Origin of the sequence: Vagococcus intermedius (assembly GCF_029144185.1) — a bacterium.
Lineage (GTDB): Bacteria > Bacillota > Bacilli > Lactobacillales > Vagococcaceae > Vagococcus_D > Vagococcus_D intermedius.
The window spans coordinates 424,946-445,062 of the sequence record NZ_CP110232.1 but is presented as its reverse complement, the minus strand read 5'-3'; the positions used below and the strand labels follow the sequence as shown (position 1 = coordinate 445,062).

Below are 20,117 nucleotides of genomic sequence, written 5' to 3'. Positions count from 1 at the left end.
TCCTCCTATTTTTCACATTACTTTCTCATAATAACACATTTTCATAGGGAATACATGACTTAAGACTCATTGTTTTATTATTGAAATCTTGATGCTTGTAAGGACTAACTCTACTATCCAAAAAAATAGGGATAGTCAACACTCTCACCATTTTCTCATCAATCTGAATGATACCTTGCTGAGCTAGCTGTTTTATAGCCTGCAAGACAAAATTATAGATGATTTCTTGACAATCAATCATTGGCATAATTTGATAGTTTTGATTCGTTAATAGTCCTTTGGCTAATTGTTCTTTTGCTATTTCTAACCGGTTACTAGAGTGGTGATTGAAATAATCAATAATCTGTAACCACCAAAGTAGGGTCGAATCTGCCGAAATCAGGTTGTCGGTTAAAAGACCAAAATAACCATATGGAAAATACTGTAAATAAGTCTGAGAAAGGTAACACCGTTCTTGTAAATGCAGATAATTCAAATTTTTATAAGCCAAACCCAAGTTGATTTTGCTCTTAATCTCGTCAACTTCCGTCGTGATATTGTATAAGCGCTGCTGATAAATCTTTGCTTTTTCTGGAAATGTGAAACAAGTCGCTAAGGAGCACGAACCTAGTGGCCATTTTTTATAACTCTTAATTACCTCTTTGCTAATCAAACGTTCCTCAATCTGATAGACACACCTTACTTCTTGTTTTATTACATCCAGTTCCCACAAATAAAAACCCAGTCGCCGACTAAAATTAATCATCGCTTTTTGTAATCTAGTTAATTTTTTAGTCACAAAAAACTGACGACCTACCAACCATATAACATGATAATCATTTTTCAAATAATTATTAGTTCGTTTAACTAAACGAGCTAAAGGTAAGCTACTACACTGAAACTCAATCACTATCTTCTGTGATAGTAACATATCAGGTCGTTGTTTTAGTCGAGGTAAATAAGCTTCAAGCTCATATGGTTTCTGATTTTTATCACACCAATCAGCTAACAATTTTTTGCCCAATAAATGTTCAGCCGTTTCACCTTCTGAAAAAGTCGCACATTCTTTAATACTTTTGTGTGCAAAATGTGCTCTTCGGGTCAACCCATTTTTTAAAATTACCGCTTTTTTACAACACGGACAACGGTAATTTCCGGGTAGATTTTTCTTTCCCTCAACCATCGACAGTTGCCTTAAATCACATTTTTTACCACATGCATCAAGCGCTACTAACATTAACTTCCCTCCTCATACTCTTATTATTCGCAAGAAAAGGGAGAATAATAAAAAAAACTTCCTAATCTTATTAAGACTAGGAAGTTCTATCTCACACTCTTTAAATCCAAACTTTAGCTATCAAATAACACAAGAAGAAAAAGGAAATTAGCCACATTGGTTTAGATATTTGTTTAGTTTGACCTACAAAGATTTTTACAATGGGATATGAAACAAAGCCAAAAGCTAACCCATCTGAAATACTCATGGAAAATGCCATTAGAACAATCATTAAGAAAGCTGGGAACCACTCACTTAAATCCCCCATCTCAATATGTTGCATATTTTGCATCATTAAGCAGCCTGTAATGATGATTACAGGAGCCAAAGCCGAACTAGGAATATAAGTTAATAGTGGAATAGCAAAGAAGGCAACTATGAATAATAAGCCGACTGTAATAGCTGTTTTACCAGTTTTACCGCCTTGCTGAATTCCCGTTGAACTCTCAGCAGCTGGAATAGTCGGACTTGTTCCTAATAAACTTGAAAATAGCATAATAATACCATTTAAACGATACGCTTTTTTAAATTCTTGGTCGGTCATCTTTGGTAATAAGCCATTAAATAAGCCCATTGATTCAAAAATTAAAATCATTGCTAATGAAAACGTTCCTAAAATAAATTCTGTCGTCATTATATGTGAAAAATCTAATTTCCCCACAATTGTTGGATAATCTTTTATGGCTGATAAAGAAAACAAACTATCTGTCCTAGGAACTAGATTGAAGAGATTAGCCCCCAAAGTTGTGACAATAATACCGATAAAAAAACTACCTTGAATATTTTTAAATAATAAAAATAAGGTCAAAATTAATGAAGCTAACGTTAGCAAAAGGATGGGTGATTGAAATGAATTTAATTCCATAAATGTATGCTCACCACGAACAATAATACCACCATTTTCTAACCCAACCATCACTAAAAAGATGCCGATTCCTGCTGTAATAGCATGTTTCAAACTCTCAGGGACTGCCTCTATCAAGATTTGAGAAAGAGGCGTAAAAGCGACAACTAGATAAATTAAACTTGCACAAAAACTAGCAGCTAATGCCTCTTGCCAGCTCATCTTTAAAGAATAAACTAGTGTGTAGGTAAAAAATGAATTTACTCCCATACCCGTTGTGATAACAATCGGAACATTACCAAAAAGTCCCATGATTAAACAACCTAAAACTGAGATAATAATTGTGCCAAAAACACTTAACTGTGGAGGAATACCCGCCTCAGCTAAAATCATCGAATTAACAATGATGACATAAGATATTGCGAAAAATGATGTTAATCCCGCTAATACTTCTTTTTTTACATCAATACTTTGATTCTTCAAAACTTATCTCTCCTTAACTTTTATAAACAAAAAAAGTATAGACGGATAGTGTAAAACCCACCCACCTATACATATAGTCTATAATATTTAGTTTTAAAAAAACAGTAATCGCTGTTTTCAGTTTAACGTCTATTAATGTATCATCATTCTTTCAAGAAAGCAAGCGCTATCTTGTTTAAAATTAGGACCTAAATAAGACAAAAATCAAGATAATTGCTAATAAGACTTGTCCTATACCAATTGAGCCACCATAAAGCATCGCCTTTGGTCCTTCTTTAATCAGATCCCTAAATTTAACACGCATCCCAATTCCTGCTAAGGCAATGATTTCAAATTGATTACTTGTTTTTTTAGCAATTGACGATAATTCGTCCGGTATTAAATTTAAGGTTACAGCCAAACAACAAGCGAAAAAGGCTAAAATGAACCGAGGAATTCCTACCCGTTTTACTTGCTCTTGTTTGCGACTTCTTCTTAGAAGGGGTTCGCCTTCTCTGGTATTAAATTTTGAAAAAACAATAGCAACCACTACTAAAAAAATAATTCTGATAATTTTAAAGATAGTCGCATATTGCGTAACATCTTCATTAACTAGTTTGGCAGAAGCAATGACCTGCCCGACAGATTGTAAAACCCCACCAATCATCGCACTCGTTGGAATTACTTGATGTTGGTATAAATAACCTGTTACAAGTGGCAAAGCAACCATTAAGATGGTACCTGTTAAATTAACAATCGTAATCGAAATGCCTTTATCTTTGTCATCTGCCTCAACAACAGGGCTAATTGTTCCAATCGCCGAAGAACCACAAACGGCATTCCCTGCTGACATTAGTAAGGAAAATTTCTTAGAAAAACCTAACCAACTTCCTAGATGATAGGCTAAGACAACTGTACCAATCATCTGTAATATAATAAAGCCTAGCCCTTGCCAGCCTACCGCCAATACGTCTTTCATATTTAAGGTTAGTCCTGTTAAGGCGATTGAAATTTCTAACAACCGACTTTCTGAAAAACGCACCCCCTTAGACAAATGTGACTGATTTAAAATGGTGTTCCCACAAATAATTCCTAACAAAATCGCAAATAACGAGGCCCCAACTTGTGGAAAAAAATTGCCTATTGCTTGCGAGATAAGACCAAGACTTAGACATGCTATAAATCCAGTACTAATTTCTTTCACTTTTAAACCCATTAACAACACTCCTACTCTCTCTATTTCATAAAATAAGCATACCACGTCAGTTTTATAAAATTAAATTATATATTATAATATAACTATCACATAAACTTATAAAGGAGTCTCAGTATGCTAGATTATCACTACCAAACATTTTTAACGCTTTGTCATGAGAAGAATTATACTCTGACTGCCGAGAAATTATTCATCACTCAACCAGCTGTCACACAACATATCAAATGGCTTGAGGCTTATTATCAAACCAAATTAGTTAGCTATCGGAAAAGACAATTTAGTTTAACCCCCAAAGGTGAAGAACTTTACAATTATTTAACCCAACTACAAGCACAAATCAATAAAATAGAAACGACTATGAAAGCTGCTCCTAAAGAACTTCAGGTACTCAATTTTGCTGTCACCTTATCCATTAGTGATTACTATTTGACTACTATTATGCCTAAATTAGCAAAAAAGTTCCCTGACTCACACCTAAATTGTCTTGTTGAAAATACTGACAGTATCTTAACAAAACTCAAAACAGGAAAGCTTGATTTTGCCTTAATTGAAGGAAACTTCCCCAAAGAGTACTACTCTTCTCACATTTTATCCACAGAAGCATTTATTGGGGTCTTATCTCAGCAAAATTCTTTAGCCTCTAAACAAAAACTTGATTTAAATGACTTAAAAAATGAAACACTAATTATTAGAGAAAAAGGGTCTGGATCCCGCCATATTTTAGATAATTTGCTGATAGAGCAAAATTTAACTATTAATGATTTTAAAAGAAAAATCGAAATTGGTAGTCTTGATAGCATGACTAGTTTAGTTAAAGAAAATGAAGGGATTGCATTTCTATATCAAACAGTTGTGGCAAATGACCTAGCCAAAAAAACGTTAAAAAAAATAAGCATTCCTCACTTAGAAACACACCATCAGTTTAATTTTATTTATTTAAAAGATAGTCTTTTTTCAGAGAAATGGCAACGTATCTATCATTTATTATTACCTATCTTTACATCTAATTAGCCAAAATAGCCACCTTAAAAGGTGGCTATTTTGGCTTAATGATATTTCATCTTTTTTTACTAATAATCTCATAGCTAACGAGTGTTACACTCACAAAAGTAAGCCCGACACCAATTGAAATTCTTGTTTCTGGATTAAAAAACATGCAAATTAAAATAAAAAACAGACTAAGTAAGGCAAAGTAATTACTAAAAGGATACAAGGGTAACTTGAAGGGATGGTTGCGCCACTCTTTCTCGTGAGCTTGCCTAAATTTCAATTGGCTAAATAAAATGATAAACCATGGAATCATACCCGGCAAAACACTTGAACCAAAAACAATTACAAATAAATTACTTTCTTTACCTAAATAATCAGCAGTAAAATGATTAAGAATAAACCCAACTAATATTCCTAGCCCCATCGTAATAACTGGCATATAAGGGACTTTATAGCGTGATAACTTTGTCATGAATTTAGGTAAATCGCCTTGTAAGCCTAGTGTATATAACATTCTACTTGCACTGAAGATACCCGAATTACAACCTGACAATGCTGCTGTTAAGACAACAAAGTTTATAATACCAGCGGCAACAGTAATTCCAAACTTAGCAAAAGTTGCCACAAAGGGTGAGCCGATTTCACCAATTTGATTCCAAGGATAGATCGTCACAATCACAAATATTGCCCCAATGTAAAAAATTAAAATACGTGACACAATAGAACGAATTGCTTTTACAATATTTTTTTGGGGGTCTTCTGCCTCACCAGCGGTAATTCCAATCAATTCAATCCCTTGATAGGCTGCAATTACAATTGATAAAGAAAAAACAAACCCTTTAATTCCCCCTGTAAAAAATCCTCCATGTTGCCATAAATTACCAAGACCTAAGGGGATGCCATGATTTCCGACACCTAAAAAAATCATCAAAAAACCTAGCATAATCATCACAATAATGGTCACAACTTTGATCAAGGCAAACCACATTTCAATTTCACCATAAACTTTTACCGAAATAAGATTGGCCAAACACAATATTCCAATGATAATAATTCCTATTAACCAATTAGGAAAATCTGGCCACCAAAAAGCCAAGTAAGCTTCTACCGCAATAACTTCGCTAATACCTACTAAAAAATATTCAAAAACGGTGCTCCATGCTGCTAAATATCCCCATCTAGGATGTAGATAGGTTGTTGCCAAATTTGCAAATGAGCCTGTTGTTGGACTAATATAAAGCATTTCCCCTAATGCCCTCATCACAATATACAAAATTAACCCTGAAAAAGCGTAAGCTAATAAAACAGATGGTCCTGTCCATTTGATTGTCGCAGATGACCCCATAAATAATCCGACACCGATTGTTCCCCCCAGAGCAATCATCTGCATGTGCCGTGATTTTAATGCCCCATTTAACTGTACTGTTTCTTCTTTACTTTCTAACATCCCCATCAAAACCTTTCCTTACAAATATAACTCATTATATTTTAATCTTTTTATAATGTAAAACACATATTAGGGAGGGTTTTTAGACTTTATCACTAAAAAAAAGAACTCTCCAATTAGAGAGTTCTTTTTTAGAATAAAGCATGATGTTAAAACTCTACATCATACCGCCCATCATTGATGGGTCCATACCGCCACCTGGCATTGGTGGCATTGGTGATTTTCCTGGTTTTTCAGCAATTACAGCTTCTGTTGTTAAGATAAGTGATGCAACACTTGCTGCATTTTGTAAAGCAGAACGCGTCACTTTAGTTGGATCAACAATACCAGCCTCAATCATATCTACCCATTCATCTGTTGCCGCATTAAAACCAATTCCTAATTCAGCTTGTTTTAACTTATCAGCCACGACAGAGCCTTCAAGACCTGCATTGTTAGCAATTTGACGAACTGGTTCTTCTAAGGCACGTAGTACGATATTAATACCTGTCTGTTCATCTCCTGTTGCTTCTAAGGCAGCTACTTTGTGAGAAACATTTACTAGAGCTGTTCCCCCACCCGAAACAATACCTTCTTCAACAGCAGCACGAGTTGCATTCAACGCATCTTCAATACGAAGTTTTAATTCTTTTAACTCTGTTTCAGTTGCTGCTCCGACTTTAACTACTGCCACACCACCTGATAATTTAGCTAGGCGCTCTTGTAATTTTTCACGGTCAAATTCTGAAGTTGTTTCAGTAATTTGTGAGCGAATGAAATTAACACGATCTTCAATTTTAGCTTTATTGCCAGCACCTTCAACAATCGTTGTGCTATCTTTTGTTACCACAACATTACGGGCTGTTCCTAATGACTCTAACGTTGTTTCTTTTAGATCCAAACCTAAATCATCCGTAATTAATGTTCCACCAGTTAATGTAGCAATGTCTTCTAACATAGCTTTACGACGGTCACCAAAACCTGGGGCTTTGACTGCTGCCACATTAAATGTTCCACGAATTTTATTTAAAACAAGTGTTGGTAATGCTTCACCATCAATGTCATCAGCAATGATTAATAACGGTTTACCTTGTTGTAAGATTTGTTCTAATAAAGGCACAATCTCTTGAATATTTGAGATTTTTTTATCTGTGATTAAGATATATGGATTGTCTAGTACAGCTTCCATTTTATCCGTATCGGTTACCATATATTGTGATAAGTAACCACGATCAAATTGCATACCTTCCACGACATCTAATTCTGTTTCAATCCCTTTAGACTCTTCAATCGTAATGACACCATCATTTCCAACACGATCCATCGCATTTGAAATTAATTCACCAATTTTATTTGAGCCTGAAGAAACAGCAGCTACTTGAGCAATTGATTCTTTTGAATCTACTTTTTTAGAAATTGCGTGTAATTCTTCCACAGCAGTACGTGTTGCTGTTTCAATCCCACGACGGATCCCAATTGGGTTAGCACCAGCTGTAACATTTTTAAGTCCTTCACGCACAATCGCTTGAGTTAAAACGGTCGCAGTCGTTGTACCGTCTCCAGCGATATCGTTCGTTTTAGAAGCTACTTCTGAAACTAATTTAGCTCCCATATTTTCAAAATGGTTATCTAATTCAACTTCTTTCGCAATTGTTACCCCATCATTAGTAATAAGTGGTGAGCCAAATGCTTTTTCTAATACAACATTACGCCCCTTAGGTCCTAACGTTACTTTTACAACATCTGCTAATGTATCAACACCCTGAACCATTGCTGCACGTGCATCTACTGAAAATTTAATATCTTTTGCCATTTTACGTCACCTCATAATTATTTTTTATTTATGTTTTATAAGTTATCGTTTATTGCACAATCGCAATAATGTCTTTTTCGTGTACAATTAAGTAGTCTTTGCCTTCGTGTTTTACTTCTGAACCGGCATATTTTTCAAAAAGAACTTTGTCTCCAGCTTTAACTGATAATGGAAGTTTTGTACCATCGTTAGACATATAACCGTCTCCAATTGCTACAACATTCCCTGTTTGCGGTTTTTCTTTAGCAGCTGAAGTTAACACTAACCCGCCAGCAGTCACTTCTTCCTCTTGGACTACTTCAATTACAACACGATCATTTAATGGTTTTAACACTATAAATCCCTCCATCTATTGAAATTTTTGATTATGAATTAGCACTTGTTACAACCGAGTGCTAACTCACTTATTCATCATACTCATAAATGAATTATTTGGCAAGTCATATGGTGTTTTTTTTTTGAAAAATAACCTGCTTTTCTTACTTTATGCTATACTAATGAAATAATTATCAATAATAAAGGAGTTTACTATGAGTCTTACAAAATATACAATTGCTACACTATGTGGCTACACCCTAATCTTTTTTAGTCCCATCATCGCAATTCCCTTAAATTTAACCGCTCAACAATCTATTACTTTAACAGCTGGGAGTTATTTTTTAGGCGCTGGGCTTTTATTATTCTTTAATAATCGTTTAAAAGAAGTTCCCCCAATTGAAAAAAAATCGGGAAATTTCCCGATTTCTAAAGTTATACTGTGGGGATTATTAGGAATTCCCTTAGCCTTTTTTGCTCAAACCTTTGCCAATCTTTTAGAACAACTACTTTTTCATACGGTACCCGAATCAGAAAATACTCAGAATATCGTAGAATTAATAAAAACCGCGCCAATTTTTATGATAGCAGTAAGTATTGCTGGGCCTATTATGGAAGAATTTGTTTTTCGTAAAGCCATTACTGGCTTTTTAAGTAAGTACATTTCTAGTCTACTTGCTGGCATAACTAGCTCTTTTTTATTTGCCTTAGCTCACGCTGACGGACATATACTTGTGTACTTTGCAATGGGGATGACCTTCTATTATCTTTACCAAAAAACTGGAAGTATTTGGACTTCTATCGTGACACATTGTTGTATGAATGGTCTTGTGATGTTGTTACAATTAAGTATCTTGCAATAAAAAGAAACCTAGACACTTGTCTAGGTTTCTTTTTATTCTTCTGATTCTGTGTAGTGATTTAAGAAGTAAATTAATGTTTGTAACTCATTTGTTAAATCAACACTTTGAACTTGAACATGCTTAGGCGTTGTTAGACGAACTGGTGTAAAGTTCATAATGCCTTTGATTCCAGCATTGATTAACAAGTTAGCTGTATCTTGTGCTTCAGAAGCTGGAATAGCCAAAATAGCAATTTCAATTTGTTGTAATTTAATTTGTGATTCCATATCACTCATTGGATAGACTGGAATCCCATCAACAATCCGTCCTACTAGGTCTTCTCTTACGTCAAAAGCCGCACTAATACGAATATTATTGTTTTGATGGAAGCCGTACTTTAATAAGGCATTCCCTAAATTACCTACCCCAATTAACGCAACATTTGTTAAGCGATCTTCACTTAATGTTTTAGAGAAAAATTCTAATAAACTCTCGACATCATACCCATAACCGCGTTTTCCTAACTCTCCAAAATAAGAAAAATCACGACGAATAGTCGCACTGTCTACCTTAACGGCATCACTCAATTCAGTTGATGACACTTTTGTTTTACCAGAATCCAATAAAACCTTAAGATAACGGTAATACAAAGGTAGTCTTTTAGCTGTGGCTTTTGGTATTGCTTGATTTTTCATACTATATCCTCCTTTAAAAATATCTGTTCTCGACTGATTGCTCTATTTCAATGCTTGTCTACTTTTAAACAAGCTTATATCTAGTATCAAATCTCGATAGCTTAATAAATACATTACTATAATACCAGTATACCTCGTTAAAATGCAATTTTCCTGTTTCGTTTTGTGAAATATCTCCTATAAAAATGGCAACTTTCTTTTCTCAATAATAGCAAGTGTGATAGACTATTAACATACTACTTATTTTAGAAGGAGACACTATGATTTTACTACAAGCCAATCAAGTAGCTCGACATTTTGGTGCCGAAGTTTTATTTGATCATATCCAATTAGAAATACAAGATCGCAGCCGCATCGCCTTAGTCGGTCGAAATGGTGCCGGAAAATCGACACTCTTAAAAATCATTGCCGGTATTGATGAACCAGATGAGGGAACTATCTCTAAAACTAAAGCCTTAACCATTGGCTACTTAGACCAACACACCGGTCTAAGCAGTGACAAAACTATCTGGGAAGAAATGTTAACAGCTTATGACCAATTACGCGCCTTAGAGACACGCTTGCGACAATTAGAATATAAAATTGGACAACCTGAGTTACTAGCCGATGAAGAAGCCTATGCTCGGCTTTTGAAAGAATACGATCAGTTACAACATAATTTCAATGAGCAGAATGGTTACGGTTATGAATCAGAAATCAAGGCCGTTTTAAATGGTTTTCGTTTTGACCAAACTTTTTATGACCGCCCTATTTCAAGTTTGTCTGGTGGTCAAAAAACACGTCTAGCTTTAGCCAAACTCCTATTAGAACGCCCTGATTTGTTGATTCTAGATGAACCAACTAACCACCTTGATATTGAAACGTTATCATGGCTAGAAAACTACTTGCAAAACTATCGTGGGGCACTGTTACTGGTTTCACATGATCGTTACTTTTTGGATAAGATTGTTACCGAAGTCTATGACTTAAGCCGACATAAAATGACCCATTATAAAGGAAACTATAGTAAATTTCTCGAATTAAAAGCTGAAAAACTCGCTTCTGACTGGAAAGCCTTTGAAAAACAACAAACAGAAATCAACAAACTCGAAGAATTTGTTGCTAAAAATATTGTACGGGCAAGTACCACTAAACGTGCCCAAAGTAGACGAAAACAATTAGATAAGATGGAACGTTTGGATCGCCCTGTCGGAGATGAAAAATCAGCTCGTTTTTTATTTGATATTGAAAAACAATCAGGTAATATTGTCTTACAGACTGAGGACTCTGCAATTGGTTATGATGAGACCATCTTATGTGAGCCAATCAACTTAGATATTAGAAAACAAGAAGCGATTGCCTTAGTGGGTCCTAACGGGATTGGAAAGTCAACGCTCTTAAAATCAATTATTGGGCAATTACCTTTTATTAAAGGTAACACTCATTTAGGTACTAATGTCACTATCGGCTACTACGATCAAGAGCAGGCTGATTTACGCTCCCATAAAACAGTCTTAAATGAACTTTGGGACGAACACTCCACAGTTCCAGAAAAAGACATTCGTTCTGTTTTAGGGAGCTTCCTTTTCTCTGGAGAAGATGTTGAAAAAACTGTTCCTTTACTAAGTGGTGGCGAAAAAGCTCGTTTAGCTCTTGCTAAACTCTCAATGGATAAAGAAAATTTCTTAATCCTAGATGAACCTACCAACCACCTAGACATTGACAGCAAAGAAGTGCTTGAAAATGCCCTAATTAACTATGAAGGAACGTTACTTTTTGTTTCTCATGACCGTTATTTCATCAATCGTATTGCAACAAAAGTTATTGAACTATCTGAAACTGGTAGTACTCTCTACTTAGGTGACTATGATTATTATTTAGAGAAAAAACTTGAGGCAGAGGAACTAGCCCTTCTCAAAAAACAAAACTCAGAGACAAAGGAAACTGTCACCCTTGTCTCTAATAAAAATCAGTTCCAACAGTCGAAAGACTACCAACGAAAAATTAGAAGTCTGACACGAAAAATTGAACAAATTGAACTTGAGCTAGCAGAAGTTGATGATACTATTACGGCTACTCAAATGGAGATGGCAAACCCACTCTACATCGAGGACCATAGCAAATTAATGACCTTACAAGCAACTCTGAATGAACTAGAACTTAAGCAAGAAAACTTGATGACTCAGTGGGAAACCTTAGGACTCGAATTAGAAGAACAATAAAAAAGCTAAACCAGAAAAACTGGTTTAGCTTTTTTTATTGTTCTGAAATAGCTAGTTGAATTTCACTGAAAATTTCTTCAACCTCTGCCATATCTTTGGCATTGGCACCACTTGCTAACGGATGCCCGCCACCATTGTGAGCTTTAGCAATTGTATTGATAACCGGTCCTTTAGAACGCAAACGAGCACGATAGCAACCACTAGGCTGTTCGACAAAAATCCCCCAAGCTAAAACACTCTCAATTTGTCCTGGTAATGAAATCAAAGCTGACGTATCAGCATCTGTTACATCATTTTCTTGTAATAAAGAGTCAGGTAAAATAATCATAGCCGCACCATTATCTGTCATCTGTAAGTTCTGTAAAACATATCCTGACAATTTGGCTACTTTAAATGGCATCTCACTTACTTGACGATTTAATAAAGGTGCATCAAAACCAAAACGTAATAAATCAGCAGCTACAGCTAGCGTATGGGACGTAGTAGATGGATACATAAAGCGTCCTGTATCACCAATAATTCCTGCATAAAGTAAACGTGCTCCTTCAGCGTTTAAAGTTAGTTCTCCTTTAAACATTTCATAGAAATCATAAATAATTTCACTGCAACTACTTGCTTCTGTATTGACCCATGATAAATCACCATAGGGCTCATCATCTGGATGGTGGTCTATCTTAATTAGTTTAGCACCTAACGCATAATTTTCCCCACTAATTCTTGGGGCATTTGCTGTATCGGTTACAATAACTAAAGCACCCTCATATGTCTCAACTGAAATATCATCCATTGTTGTTAAATAATCTAAATCACCAACTTCACTACCAGCTAACAAGATTTTTTTCTCTGGATAGGTTGCTTTTAACAGTTCTCCTAAACCTGCTTGGGAACCTAAAGCATCTGGATCTGGTCGTTGGTGACGATGAATAATAATCGTATCGTACGCTTTAATTTCTTTTAAAATATCTGCTTGAACTGTCATAAAAAGTGGCCTCTTCTCTTAAGTTTTTTCCATCACTTGACACACTACGATGCCCTTAGCAACAATCGCATTTTCCAAGTATACTTCAATATCTAGTTTGGCTGAACGACGACCTAAGTCTAGAATTCTTGGACGAATTTCCAATTCACTTTCGATTTGAATCAAACGGAAATAATGTAAATTAACTTGTTCAATCACTACATTGCGATGTTGATTCAAATAAAGTGTGCGTTGAGCAACATTACTTATGATTTCACTTAGGACACCAAATGAGATCGTCCCTACTGTGCTGACCATTTGTGGTGATACTTTGAACCCAAAACGCAACTCTTCTGTCATCCGATCTTCTAATAATACAATTTGACCTGAAATTTCATCAGAAATCGTATTAGCTACCTGGGGTTGACGTTGGGCAATTTGCATGGCTTTCATAACATCTTGTCGCGAAATAATTCCGAGTAAAGACAAATCATCTTCGACAACTGGCATCATCTCTAAACCATCCCAAATCATCATATGAGCGACACTAGCCACACTCATATGCTTTTTCACCTTATTTGGATCTTTTGTCATGACTTTTTCTAAAGGCTGTGCATCTTGTTTGCCAATAACATCTTTAGCTGTAATAATACCTAATACTCGCAAACTCTTATTCACAACTGGAAAACGTGTGTGTCCTGTCTTATCTGATAGTTGACGATAACTATTAACAGTATCAGTTGTTAATAAATAACTAGTTTGTTCTAAATTAGTAAAGATATCACCCACAAGCATAATATCTTTTTTGATTAGCTGATCACTCATGGCACGATTGATCATTGTGGCAACTGTAAAAGTATCATAGCTAGTACTTAGAATAGGCATTCCAACTTCATCTGCTAGTTCTACAATCTCCTTTGTTGTTTCAAAGCCTCCGGTAATTAAGACAGCCGCACCTTTTTCTAAAGCTAATGCTTGAACTTCCTCACGATTACCAACAATCATCAACGATCCTGGTGCAATATAACGAGCCATCGCATCTTCTGTCATCGCGCCAATAATAAACTTAGCTAGGCTTTTTTCCAATCCATTTTTTCCGCCAAGAACGTCACCTTCTATAATTTTAGCAACTTCGCCAAAGGTTAAACGTTCAAAGTGACTTTTCATTTTACGCTCAATCCGTATAGTCCCTACTCTTTGAATCGTTGAAACTAAACCTGATGTTTCAGCCTCTTTAATCGCTCGATAAGCAGTTCCTTCACTGACACTCAAACTTTTAGCAATACTTCTCACAGAAATACGCTCACCTACTGGCAATGATTCTATATACTCTAAGATTTGATCATGTTTGGTTGCCATAATCGACCGCTCCTTCCCCTTATAAACTAATATCTCAAAAACACTTCACGTGCTTACTCTTAGTCAATAAAACAGTTTAATAACTATATTATATATGTTATAGCTTAAAAAAACAAAGAGATTTGTCTTTTTCGCTATAACAGTTTCAAGTAAAAGTTAATACAGATGTTATAACAGATAATCTAAGCGGTTCTGTTGACTCCTCTATTTTTTAAATAACGCCATAAAGTCATCATAAACGCTGCTAAACAAATGCTAAAAGAGACCAGATAAGTAACATGCATCCCATATAAGAACACATCTGGACGATCTGTAAGATAAGTCGTAACACGACTTCCGAATTTTGTTGACATCGATTGATATAAAACAGTTGTTGAAAGGGATATTCCTACTACCATCCCAAAATTGCGAGCTAAAGAATTAAGACTACCTGCAATACCTAACTCGTCAATAGTGACACTACTCATGACAATAGTATTATTAGGAGCTTGGAATAAAGCATTTCCTAAACCCATTAGCGCTGGTATAAAAACAAATAATATTAAAGGCGTATCTTGTCCAATTTGTGTATAAAAGAATTGAGACAAGGTCAGAACACTTAAACCAACTAAACATAAAATCATTGGACCCACTTTATCAGAAAGCATCCCACTTAATGGTGCGACCACTACCATTACTAAAGGAAAAACCATCATAATCATACCAGCCTTACTTGGACTAAACCCTCTTAAATTTTGTAAATAAAAGGGAACAATCACATTTGCAAAAAAGTTACTCACAAAAATTAATGATGCGGTTAATAAACTCATAGTAAACATTTTATTGTGGAAAATCTTAAAATTAATCAGCGGATTTTCCACACTTTTTTCCACACGATAGAAAGTAATCAAACTAACTAAAGAAACACTCATTAATAACCAAACCAAGCGCTGTTGGAAGCCAATCTCTTGCCCAACAAATACTCCCCCAAAAAAAGTCATAATAAAAATAGCAAACATGATAAATCCTAATTTATCTATTTTTTTATCCGACCGAATCGATTCTTTTGGTAAATACTTTTGACCAATGATAATTGTAACAATTCCTACAGGGATATTAATCCAAAAAATATAACTCCAATGGAGGGAATGCAGAATAAGACCACCTACGCCCGGTCCTGTAATAGAACCCAGAGATACAAATGACCCCATCAAGCCCAGTGCTTTACCACGTTCACTTAAAGGAAAGACTTCTGTAATGATGCCACTTCCCGTAGCCATTGTCATACTAGCACCAACCGCCTGTACAGCTCTGGCAACTAATAACAAAGATAATGAACCAGGTATGCCACACAGTGCTGAACCTATAACAAAAACGACTGTCCCCCATTTAAAAACAGCCACTTTTCCTTTACTATCACCAATTTTTCCAAATAATAATAGACACGCACACACAGTCATCAGATAAATGGAGACGACCCATTCTGCCTGATTCATTTTTACACCTAAATCGGCAGAAATGGTAGGCAAAGCCACATTTACAATACTTCCATCTAAGGTTGACATAAAAGTAAATAATCCTATCGCAACCAATATAACCCAACGATGATCATGATAATCATGCTTTTCATCTAATCTATACTCTTTATTCACTCAACATACCCTCCACTTTTACTTAAATTTAACGCCTTAATCACTAATCAGTTAAAAAAGAAGCTTTATTCTATTTTCATAGAATAAGCTTCTTCCATAACGACTATTTTTTACGTTGACTCGTTTCCATAATCACTGGTAAAATAACTGGTCGACGCTTTGTTTGTTCAAATAAATAACGACTTAGCTGCTCACGGATATCTTGTTTAAGTTTACCCCATTCAAAGTCATTATTTTTTAAGTTTTCAATGATAATATCTTCAACGATATCAGCACTTTCTTTCATTAAATCTTTACTTTCCTTCACATATACAAACCCACGTGAGGTAATTTGTGGACGTGCCACAATTTTTTGTTGCTTACGATTGATTGTAGTAACAGCAATAAAGACCCCATCCTCTGATAAAATACGACGATCACGCAAGACGATATTGCCAATATCACCAACACCTAACCCATCAATCATCACATTATCTGCTTCCGTAGAACCAGCCATGTGCATACGACCATTGCTATATTCTAAAATATCGCCACGACCGGTGATGTAAATATCTTTATAAGAAAGACCTAACTCATGAGCTAAATCAGCATGAGCCGCTAACATACGGTACTCACCTTGAATTGGTACAAAATATTTAGGTTTCATTAAGTTTAACATTAATTTTAAATCATTCGGATTGGCATGTCCGGACACTCTAAAATTATCAGAAATAGTTTTAACTGTCCCACCAGCACGGTAGACTAAGTCTTCCGTTTTAGCAACTGCTGTCTCCATTGCTGTAGACGGTGTTGTCGTCATATAAACTAGGTCACCTTCTTTGATACTAATCCCACGACTACGATCATTAGCCATACGTTGTAGCGATTTTAATGGTTCTCCCATTCGACCTGTTTCTAAAATAACCAACTCATCATCACGATAATTTTTCATTGCTTTCGTTTCAATAATTAAATCATCACTTGGCAATTTAATTTTTTCCAACTTGATAGCTGTCCGAATGATTTTCTCTAAATCTTCACCCGTCAACACAACTTTACGCTCTGACTTATAAGCGGCATCCAATACTTGTTGCACACGTTGGATATTACTTGCCACACTTGCCACAATAATACGACCGTCTGAATAACGAACAGTATCGTAAACTTCTTCAGCAATCTCACGTTCAGATGCCACTTGTGCTGGATTTTCAGCATTAGTTGAATCACTCAACAACGCTAACACACCCTCTTTACCGATTTCTGCCAAACGAGCAAAATCAGTATGATACATTGGAATAGCACTATGATCAAATTTAAAATCACCTGTATAGACAATATGACCTTCGCTTGTTTTTAATGAAATCCCTACAGAATCTGGAATCGTGTGAGTGGTTCTGAAGAAGCTAGCTGTAGCAAATTCAAAATCGATTTCTGTAAACTCATCAATTACATGGAAATCTTTAAATTTCTTAGCTCCTGGATAACCATTAACATTTATTTTAGCTAACTCAATTGTTAACTCTGTACCAAAAACCGGCACCTCAATTTTTTCTAATAAATACGGCAATGCCCCAATCGCATCTGCATGGCCATGAGTTAAGAAAACACCTGCAATCTTCTCTTTATTGTCTAATAAATAGCTAAAATCAGGAATAACAATATCTATTCCTAATAAATCATTTTCAGGATATTTCAATCCACAGTCTAAAATAAAAATCTCATCTTGTACTTCCACAGCATATAAGTTTTTTCCGTTCTCACGAACGCCGCCTAGTGGAATTATTTTAATTGTACTTGTACTCAAATTCCTTCACCTCGTTTATTTTCTAATGATTATCTCGTCTGTGTCATTAATAGTTTGTTGACTAGTGCTAATTTTATTAGCTCGCTAATCTGACGTGATTTATGGGCATAAAAAATGAAAATCACCAATTCTCACTTAGTTGAAAGATACCAAAGGGCTACCTTAACTAAACAGATTCGGCTGTTAGCACACCTAGCTTGTCTAACTTATTTTCAATTTCTTATGTTTCTTTAACTATCTCTCAAAGTAGATAGGGTACGTTTAAAGGAGCCTAGACAGTTGGAAAAGTTTCGCCAACTGACAGACTCTGTCACACCGCGTCAAATTGACTTTGGTCTCTACAGTTCTTATGAATAATCTTAATTTTTATTTTAACATAGATCCTCTAAAATATCTTTAATATTGTCCAATCTCTCAAACTAAACTTGCTATTTAAAGCTTTTTATCTAGCGTCTACAATAACATTCTAAGCTTATAAAAAAACAGCGAAGAGTATCCTTCGCTGTTTTTAATCTCTAAACTGAGCATCATATAACTTTTTATAAGATTGGCCTTTAGCCAATAAAGTCTCATGATTACCTTCTTCAACAATTCCACCTTCATCCACAACTACAATATGTGTAGCTTGTTGGATAGTTGCTAAACGATGCGCAATAATCAAGGTGGTTCTACCTTCTGATAGCGATAATAACGATTCTTGAATCACTTGTTCTGTCTCAGTATCCAGAGCCGATGTTGCCTCATCTAAAATCAAAATCTTCGGATTTTTCAAGAACATTCTAGCAATGGCAACTCGTTGTTTTTGTCCACCAGATAATTTGACACCACGTTCACCCACGATGGTATCTAGTCCCTCTGGTAAGCCATCAACAACTAAGTTTAAATGAGCTAACTCGACTGCTTTTAAAATTTCTTCTTCTGTGGCTTCCAACTTACCATAAGCAACGTTCTCTCTTAAACTACCTGGAAATAAAAAGACGTCTTGTTGCACAATACCTATTTGACTACGTAACGAATCTAAAGACACGTCACGAATATCTTGATTATCAATCGTTACTTTCCCACCAGTTACATCGTAAAATCGTGGTAATAAATTACATAATGTCGTTTTACCTGCTCCACTAGGGCCAACAAAAGCAACTGTTTCTCCTGGGCTTACCTGTAAAGATATTTCGTTAAGAACTTCTGTTCCATCACTATACTTAAAAGAAACGTTCTCATATTTAATAGTTCCTTCAACTTCTCTAAGCTCGACTGCCCCTTTTGCATCGACAATGGTTGAGGGACGATCAATCTCTTCAATAAAGCGTTTGAAACCTGCAATCCCTTTAGGATAACTCTCAATCATATTGTTAACTTTTTCGATGGGACGAATAAACACATTAGATAATAAGATAAATCCAACAAACTGACCATAACTAATTTCGCCACGAATTGTATAAAATGCCCCAAAAATCAAAGCAAATAAACTGATTAAACGAATTAATAAATAATTATAAGCTGAGCTGACGCCCATTACTGAATAGAATTTAATTTTGGATTGACGATAGTTTTGATTAAGTTTTTCAAAACGTGTTCTTTCAAAAGCTTCATTAGCAAACGCCTGAACAACACGAATGCCACTAACAGAAGCCTCAATCCCTGCATTAAACTCACCTAAATTTTGATAGATTTCAGTATTAACTTTGGTCATTTTTTTATTAAAAACCACTAAAGCAATCGTAATAAATGGAATTAAGATGGAAGTAGCGACAGCCAACTTAACATGGATTTGTAACATAATTAAAAAAGAGCCTATTAGTGTCATAATAGTAATAAATACATCTTCGGGACCATGATGGGCTACTTCAGAAATTTCAAATAAATCAGTCGTTAAACGACTCATTAATTTCCCTGTTTTTTGATTGTCATAATACTCAAAGGGTTGTTTTTGTAAATGTGCATACAATTCTCGACGCATATCTGTTTCAATGTTGACTCCTAAACGATGACCAAAATTTACTACAATATATTGCAAAATTGTGTTAATGATATAAAAACCCAATAAAGCTAAGCACGCGGTCATAATCAAGCCCCAGTTTTTCTGTGGCATAATCTTATCAATAACATCATTGACTACTAAAGGAAAGGCTAATTCTAATAAAGCTGCTACGATAGCACAGCCAAAATCAAGTATAAATAATTTTTTATACGGTTTATAATAACTAAAAAATCGTTTTAACATATTCTAATCCTCCTTCTAATCTATCTATTAAAACAAACTTTAAATAACAAGTAAAGCTTATAACAAAAAAAATGGTTCTCAAATTGAGAACCATTTTACACTA

General features: G+C 35.2%; 15 protein-coding genes. 3 read left to right on the top strand and 12 right to left on the bottom strand.

Features of this window, described 5'->3' with window-relative positions:
- Window positions 1-25 precede the first annotated feature (25 nt).
- From OL234_RS01950 to OL234_RS01940, 3 genes are all read right to left on the bottom strand, one after another.
- Window positions 26-1,216 (bottom strand): competence protein CoiA, encoded by a 1,191-nt coding sequence (locus OL234_RS01950; protein WP_275469496.1) that lies wholly within the window; start codon window positions 1,214-1,216, stop codon window positions 26-28.
- 100 nt (window positions 1,217-1,316) lie between these two features.
- Window positions 1,317-2,582, bottom strand: a complete 1,266-nt coding sequence (locus OL234_RS01945; RefSeq protein WP_275469495.1) for an NCS2 family permease — start codon at window positions 2,580-2,582, stop codon at window positions 1,317-1,319.
- 181 nt (window positions 2,583-2,763) lie between these two features.
- Window positions 2,764-3,777 (bottom strand): YeiH family protein, encoded by a 1,014-nt coding sequence (locus OL234_RS01940; protein ID WP_275469494.1) that lies wholly within the window; start codon window positions 3,775-3,777, stop codon window positions 2,764-2,766.
- Window positions 3,778-3,891: 114 nt separating this feature from the next.
- Between OL234_RS01940 and OL234_RS01935 the strand changes: the two genes are divergently transcribed.
- Window positions 3,892-4,788, top strand: coding sequence for a LysR family transcriptional regulator (locus OL234_RS01935; protein WP_275469493.1), 897 nt, complete (start codon window positions 3,892-3,894; stop codon window positions 4,786-4,788).
- 46 nt (window positions 4,789-4,834) lie between these two features.
- On the opposite strand, the gene OL234_RS01930 is transcribed toward OL234_RS01935, so the two are convergent.
- The 3 genes from OL234_RS01930 to groES all read right to left on the bottom strand — a co-directional run bounded on the left by OL234_RS01930 (window position 4,835) and on the right by groES (window position 8,340).
- The gene (locus tag OL234_RS01930; protein WP_275470094.1) at window positions 4,835-6,214 is read right to left on the bottom strand and encodes an amino acid permease; all 1,380 of its coding nucleotides are present in this window, start codon (window positions 6,212-6,214) and stop codon (window positions 4,835-4,837) included.
- Window positions 6,215-6,371: 157 nt separating this feature from the next.
- Window positions 6,372-8,006: a chaperonin GroEL gene (gene groL / locus OL234_RS01925; RefSeq protein WP_275469492.1), complete on the bottom strand. Its 1,635-nt coding sequence runs from the start codon at window positions 8,004-8,006 to the stop codon at window positions 6,372-6,374.
- 49 nt (window positions 8,007-8,055) lie between these two features.
- On the bottom strand, window positions 8,056-8,340 hold the full coding sequence (gene groES / locus OL234_RS01920; RefSeq protein WP_275469491.1) for a co-chaperone GroES: 285 nt from the start codon (window positions 8,338-8,340) through the stop codon (window positions 8,056-8,058).
- Window positions 8,341-8,536: 196 nt separating this feature from the next.
- Here groES and OL234_RS01915 point away from each other — a divergent pair, with 196 nt between their 5' ends.
- Entirely contained in the window at window positions 8,537-9,184 is a 648-nt protein-coding gene (locus OL234_RS01915; protein WP_275469490.1) for a CPBP family intramembrane glutamic endopeptidase, read from the top strand.
- A 32-nt stretch (window positions 9,185-9,216) separates the two neighbouring features.
- Here OL234_RS01915 and OL234_RS01910 read toward each other — a convergent pair whose 3' ends face one another.
- A complete protein-coding gene (locus OL234_RS01910; protein ID WP_275469489.1) occupies window positions 9,217-9,858 on the bottom strand; it encodes a redox-sensing transcriptional repressor Rex in 642 nt (213 codons plus the stop codon).
- A 260-nt stretch (window positions 9,859-10,118) separates the two neighbouring features.
- Between OL234_RS01910 and OL234_RS01905 the strand changes: the two genes are divergently transcribed.
- Window positions 10,119-12,059, top strand: a complete 1,941-nt coding sequence (locus OL234_RS01905) for an ABC-F family ATP-binding cassette domain-containing protein (RefSeq protein WP_275469488.1) — start codon at window positions 10,119-10,121, stop codon at window positions 12,057-12,059.
- A gap of 34 nt (window positions 12,060-12,093) precedes the next feature.
- Here the strand turns inward: OL234_RS01905 and OL234_RS01900 are convergent, their stop codons facing one another.
- The 5 genes from OL234_RS01900 to OL234_RS01880 form a co-directional block, all read right to left on the bottom strand.
- Window positions 12,094-13,038, bottom strand: coding sequence for a DHH family phosphoesterase (locus OL234_RS01900; RefSeq protein WP_275469487.1), 945 nt, complete (start codon window positions 13,036-13,038; stop codon window positions 12,094-12,096).
- An 18-nt stretch (window positions 13,039-13,056) separates the two neighbouring features.
- On the bottom strand, window positions 13,057-14,376 hold the full coding sequence (locus OL234_RS01895) for a DRTGG domain-containing protein (protein WP_275469486.1): 1,320 nt from the start codon (window positions 14,374-14,376) through the stop codon (window positions 13,057-13,059).
- 182 nt (window positions 14,377-14,558) lie between these two features.
- Window positions 14,559-16,007 carry an MFS transporter gene (locus OL234_RS01890; protein ID WP_275469485.1) on the bottom strand — a complete coding sequence of 483 codons (1,449 nt, stop codon included), beginning with the start codon at window positions 16,005-16,007 and terminating at the stop codon, window positions 14,559-14,561.
- Window positions 16,008-16,110: 103 nt separating this feature from the next.
- Window positions 16,111-17,790, bottom strand: a complete 1,680-nt coding sequence (locus OL234_RS01885; RefSeq protein ID WP_275469484.1) for a ribonuclease J — start codon at window positions 17,788-17,790, stop codon at window positions 16,111-16,113.
- Window positions 17,791-18,298: 508 nt separating this feature from the next.
- A complete protein-coding gene (locus tag OL234_RS01880) occupies window positions 18,299-20,014 on the bottom strand; it encodes an ABC transporter ATP-binding protein (protein ID WP_275469483.1) in 1,716 nt (571 codons plus the stop codon).
- Between the last annotated feature and the right edge of the window lie 103 nt (window positions 20,015-20,117).